Origin of the sequence: Kribbella sp., from assembly GCF_035687465.1 — a bacterium.
Lineage (GTDB): Bacteria > Actinomycetota > Actinomycetes > Propionibacteriales > Kribbellaceae > Kribbella.
Genome location: NZ_DASRXP010000716.1, coordinates 1 through 5,024, shown reverse-complemented (window position 1 = coordinate 5,024; position 5,024 = coordinate 1). Strand labels below are relative to the sequence as shown.

General features: G+C 69.0%; 4 protein-coding genes. 3 read left to right on the top strand and 1 reads right to left on the bottom strand.

All coding sequences use genetic code 11. The annotated features are described in order from the left end of the window. From VFG33_RS39090 to VFG33_RS39080, 3 genes are all read left to right on the top strand, one after another. A partial coding sequence (locus VFG33_RS39090; RefSeq protein WP_325058088.1) for an MFS transporter occupies positions 1 to 531 on the top strand: 531 nt, incomplete at its 5' end. A 44-nt stretch (positions 532 to 575) separates the two neighbouring features. Continuing rightward, positions 576 to 1,604, top strand: coding sequence for a hypothetical protein (locus tag VFG33_RS39085; RefSeq protein WP_325058087.1), 1,029 nt, complete (start codon positions 576 to 578; stop codon positions 1,602 to 1,604). Next, positions 1,601 to 3,106 carry a hypothetical protein gene (locus VFG33_RS39080; RefSeq protein ID WP_325058086.1) on the top strand — a complete coding sequence of 502 codons (1,506 nt, stop codon included), beginning with the start codon at positions 1,601 to 1,603 and terminating at the stop codon, positions 3,104 to 3,106. The genes VFG33_RS39085 and VFG33_RS39080 overlap by 4 nt, the downstream gene beginning before the upstream one ends. Here the strand turns inward: VFG33_RS39080 and VFG33_RS39075 are convergent. After that, positions 3,103 to 5,024, bottom strand: a 1,922-nt coding sequence (locus tag VFG33_RS39075) for a HelD family protein (RefSeq protein WP_325058085.1), incomplete at its 5' end; no start/stop codon positions are given. The two genes, VFG33_RS39080 and VFG33_RS39075, sit on opposite strands and share 4 nt — an antisense overlap.

The following is a 5,024-nucleotide window of genomic DNA, read 5'->3' as shown; positions in this document are numbered from 1 at the left end:
TACGTGGTGCCGTTGCTGGCGGAGACCGCGCACCTGGAGGGCGGGACGGTCAGCGTACTGCTCCTCGTCTACGGAATCGGCGCGGTGCTGGGCAACCTGGTCGGCGGCCGGGCGACCGATCGCTTCGGCAGCCTGCGGACGCTGACGGTGACGCTCATCGGCTTCACCGCGGTGATCGCCACCCTGACCCTGACGGCGACCTCGATCGTCGGTGCGGGGATCGCGTTGTTCGTCTGGAGTCTGTTCACCTGGACCTTCAACCCGCCGATCCAGAACCTGCTGCTCGAGCTCGGTGAGGGCGGAGGCTTGCTGCTGGCCATGAACGCGTCAGCGATCTACCTGGGGGCCGGTCTCTCCGCGATCGTCGGCGGTCTGGTGATCAATCTGGTCGGAGTCCAGCTGTTGCCGCCGATCGCAGCGATCCTTGGACTGGTGGTTCTTGGCCTGCTGTTCACCCTCCGCCGCGACCCAGCCCTGCAGGTGGCCGAGCAGCTCGAGCCGCTCGATGCAGAAGAACGCCTAGCCGCCTGACCCGGCGGGGAGGGGTAACCCTCTGTTAGTGCAGGCTACTGCTCATGCGTCTGCTCGCCGGCCTCCTCCTGATCGCCACCCCCTGGGCTGTTCCGGGCGTGGTGTCAGTCGGACCTGCGGATGTTGTCAGCGGGTGGAAGAGCTCGCCCGTGTACGTCGAGCCGTCGCAGCGGTCGTTGTTCCCGGAGAAGGAAGCCGAGCGACTCGCCGACAGGGTCAGCGGATATGACCCGGCTATCCGAATCGCTGTAGTTCCGGCCGTGGTGCTGAGCGAGCTACCGGGGAGTGGGACGCGGGAGCAGGCTGCGCGGGAGTTCGTCGATCAGGTGGTGGATCTGCAGCAGGCGGACGGGATCTACCTGGTCGTGTTCGGTGGATCTCTGACCTGGAGCAGTGCGGTCGGGGTCGACACTCCGATCGCCGAGATCCTCACGGACGAGCTGGGCAAGCACAGCCGGTCGGACCCGGTCGGGCTGATGGACGGCGTACTGGATCAGCTGGACGTGCCGGGCTCGTCCACGGGTGCGCCCGGCTGGATCTGGCCGCTGGCGATCGTGCTGGTCGTGGTGGTTGCGGTCGGAGCAGCCCTGTGGTGGTGGAGACGCCGGCCGGGTAAGGACGAAGGACCTGCGCTCTACCGTCCGTCGTACGAGGTGTTGCCGGATGAGGCGGACACAGTGGAGGAGCGGCAGAAGCTCGCCCGGGAGGACGTGACGCGGTTCGGTGAGGAACTGGATGTCGCGGACGTGCGTCTGGACGGCGTGGATACGACAGCCGACGTACAGGCAGCGATGGATGCCTATGCCGACGCGGGTCGCGTTGTCGACGGCGAACCGGGTGACCAGCAGTTGCGGGAGGTCCGCGCGACCGTCGAGTACGGCCGTTGGCGGTTGGCCCGCGCACAAGCACTGGTCGCCGGCACGCCGGCACCAGCCAGGCGAGCAGCCTGTTTCTTCGATCCGGCCCACGGGACGTCCGTGACCGACTGGATGTACACGCCGCCTGGCGGACGGGCCCGGGAGATCCCGGTCTGTGCCGCCTGCCGGGACAGGCGCTCGGGAGGAGCTCGATGAACCGCTGGACTCGTGTGGCCGCAGCGCTCGGTGTGATCGGAGCAGCTGCGTTACCGGCTGTTGCCGCACAGGCCGCGACCCCCACCCCCACACCGAGCAAGCCGCCCTTCAGCTGGTCGCCGCCAGACATCGAAGGCGATCGGCAGGACAGGCAGGATGCTGCCGAGAGGTACATGGACGACGTCGCCGCCCAGCTAGGCGAGCCCGGGGTCTGGGTCGACCCCAAGGTGACCGAGCTGAGTGCGTCAGAGGTCGCCGAGCTCAACCAGGCGGCCAAGGGAGCGGTCGCGACGTTGCGGATCGCCGTGATCCCGGCCGCCGCGATCGACACCGCGCCGCAGGGGTATTACTCGGCCGACCTCGCCTGGGAAGGCGAGGAGATCGCCGACCAGTTGTACGACCGGGTCGGCGTCGAGGGCGTCTACGCCGTACTGGTCGACGCTTCGTCCGAGTCCGACGGGCGCGGGTTCCACGCAGTACAGCGGGCTGACAAAGGCCCGACGTACCACGTAGGTGATGCCGTCGATCAAGCAGTCGACTGCTGTGCGCCGGACTACGAAGACATGCTGACGCGGTTCATCGAGCGAGCGCAGGACGTCAACAAGCCGTTCTACATCGACGCTGCCCCGTACGCCGGGGGCGCGGCCGGGCTGATCGGTCTCTGGTGGGGTGTCACGGCTCTCGGAGCCAGGAGAACCCGCAGAGCAGACGAGAAGAAGCATCTGGAGATCTCGCGCCCGCTGCTCAACGAGGAGATCATCGCGCTCTCCCAGCAGGTCTCGGCCATCCCGACCACCTCGGATCCGCAGCAGTCGAAGCTGTCGAAGGATGTGCTCGACACAGTGGAGAAGGCCAGGCACCGCCTTGACGAGGCCAAGGGGGACGACGACACCGAAGCAGTCGCGACACTGCTGGGCTCGGCTCGCTACGGCATGCTCTGCCTGGATGCGCTCCGGGCCGGCAAGCCGATCCCCGAGCCGACGCCGCCCTGCTTTTTCGACCCTCGGCACGGGCCCAGCACGACGCAGGCCAACTGGACACCCGAAGGAGGAGCCGAGCGGTCGGTCCAGGCGTGCGCCGCCTGTGCCGCGCGAGTCGCGGCGAACGAGGAGCCAGACATCCGGATGGTGACCGTGCGGGACCGCCCCCGCCCGTACTGGACCCTCGGCGAGGAGTTGGCATCCTACATCGACGGCTACTGGTCCCAGGGCGACGGCCGCCGCTGGTGGTTCCCCGACGACGACGCCCGCCGCGCAGGCGAACGGATGCGTGCCCGCTGGCGCTCCGGCCGTCCCGGAGCCCGGTTCAGCCGGTTCGGTTCCGACCTCGGCACGTCCGTTGGCAGCTGGTCCGCGTCCAGCAGTGGCGACAGCGACGGCAGCGGTTGGAGTACCGGGTCGTCCCGCCGCCGCTCGTCCTTCTCGAGCCGCCGTACCCGCTCCAGCGGCGGTGGTTCCAGCCGTCGCTCCTCCCGCCGCTCCGGTGGTTCCCGCGGCTTCTAACTAAGGACGGCTGGTAGATCCTCGGAGTGGAGGATCGCCAGCGAGGTCACCGCACGAGTCAGGCAGACATAGAGACGCCGCAAGCCGGTCCGTTCGTCGGCCTCCCCGGCGACGATCCCGGCCGGCTCTACCAGTACTACGTGGTCGAACTCGAGGCCCTTCGCCAGACCGGCCGGTACTACGTCCACGTGGGCGTCGACGTCATCCTCGTCGCCGAGGACGGCGAAGGGGATTCCCTTGTCCTGCAGGGCTTTCCGGGTTGCGGGGACCAGGGAATCCGGCACGATCAAGCCGATCGACCCCGGCCTGGACGACACGGCCCCAACGGTTTCCACGGCGGCCACCAGACTGTTGGGGACCCGGGTGATGGCCAGCTCACCTCGCGCCCGCCGTACTGCGGTCGGCGGCGTCAGGTGGGGTGCGATCAGCGGCAGCAGGCGCGCGGCGTACTCGATCACCTGCCCGGGCACACGGAACCCAGCGGTCAGCTCCTCGGTGTGCGCCCCGGTCTTCCCCAGATGCGACAGCGCCACCTCCCACGAAGGCGTCGCCCACGGCGTTGTTCCCTGCGCGATGTCGCCGAGCACTGTCATCGAACCGGTCGAGCATCGCCGCCCGACAGCCCGCAGCTGCATCGCCGAGAGATCCTGCGCCTCATCCAGTACTACATGTCCGAGGCTGGGCGTCCGGTCGACCAGGTCGGCGACCTCGTCGATCAGGGTCGCGTCGGCAACGGACCATTTCGCCGCACCCGCGGACCGCGGCGCCTTGTCCCAGAGCAGCAGCGCCTGCTCGTCCTCGGACAGCAGTCCTGCGGCGTGCTCAGCCAGCAGTTCGGCATCGGTGAACAGCCCGAACACCAGCTTGGCCGGATCCACGGTCGGCCACAGCGCATCGGCGTACTGCTTCACCGGCCGGCTCCGCGCCACGGAATCCTGCACGCGGTCATCGGGGGAGTCCCCAGCGGCTTCCATCCGCAGCAGTACTGCGTGCGAGAGCCGCTGCGGCAGCATCGTCCGCCCGGCTCCGTAGCGGATGCCCCGCGTCCGCAGCTCGTTGACCAGCTCCTCAGCCTGGTACGCCGGTACGCGCCAGCGATGTGATCCCCGCGGCACCACCAACGCTTCCTTCGGCAACTGCACCTTGGACCACACGGCGCGGTGGAGCACCTCCGCCATCCGGGCGTCGCCCTTCAGCACGTCGACCGCCGCGGGACCCGGTCCCGCCACCCGGACCCGGGCGACCATCTCCTCCACGGTCGTCTGCTTTGCCTCGATCTCACCCAGCGCGGGAAGCACGTCGCCGATGTAGCGCAGGAAGCTCGCGTTCGGTCCGACCACCAGGACGCCCGACCGGCTGAGCTGGTCGCGATACGCGTAGAGCAGGTACGCCGCGCGGTGCAGCCCGACCGCGGTCTTCCCGGTCCCGGGCGCACCCTGAACGCAGATGGTGTCCTCGACGCCGGCGCGGACGATGACGTCCTGCTCGGGCTGGATGGTGGCGACGATGTCGCGCATCGGGCCGGAGCGCGGTCGCTCGATCTCCGCGTCGAGGATGTCGCTGTGCTCGTCGACCGGCGCGGCGGAGGTCAGGTCCTCGTCCTCGAAGGCCGTCATCAGGCCGTGGGTGAACCCGAACCGTCGGCGGATCCCGACCCCCATCGGCTCGGTCCGGCTGGCCCGGTAGAACGGCACCGAGATGTCGGCCCGCCAGTCCACCACCAGCGGTTCGCCGGCCTGGTCGTTCACATGCCGGCGGCCGATGTGGAACGTCTCGGTGGTGGGCTCGAGGTAGTCCAGCCGGCCGAAGAACAGCGGGACGTCGGGGTCGTCCTCGAGTTCCTTCATCCGGCGCCAGATCGCGGCCTTGAGGAACTCGGTGTTCACCCGGTCCGCGCTGTGGATCTCCAGCGCGCCGG

Bases quoted from the DNA above. Each gene is read 5' to 3' on its own strand.
- VFG33_RS39080 (WP_325058086.1), top strand. From the start codon at position 1,601: ATGAACCGCTGGACTCGTGTGGCCGCAGCGCTCGGTGTGATCGGAGCA.
- VFG33_RS39085 (WP_325058087.1), top strand. From the start codon at position 576: ATGCGTCTGCTCGCCGGCCTCCTCCTGATCGCCACCCCCTGGGCTGTT.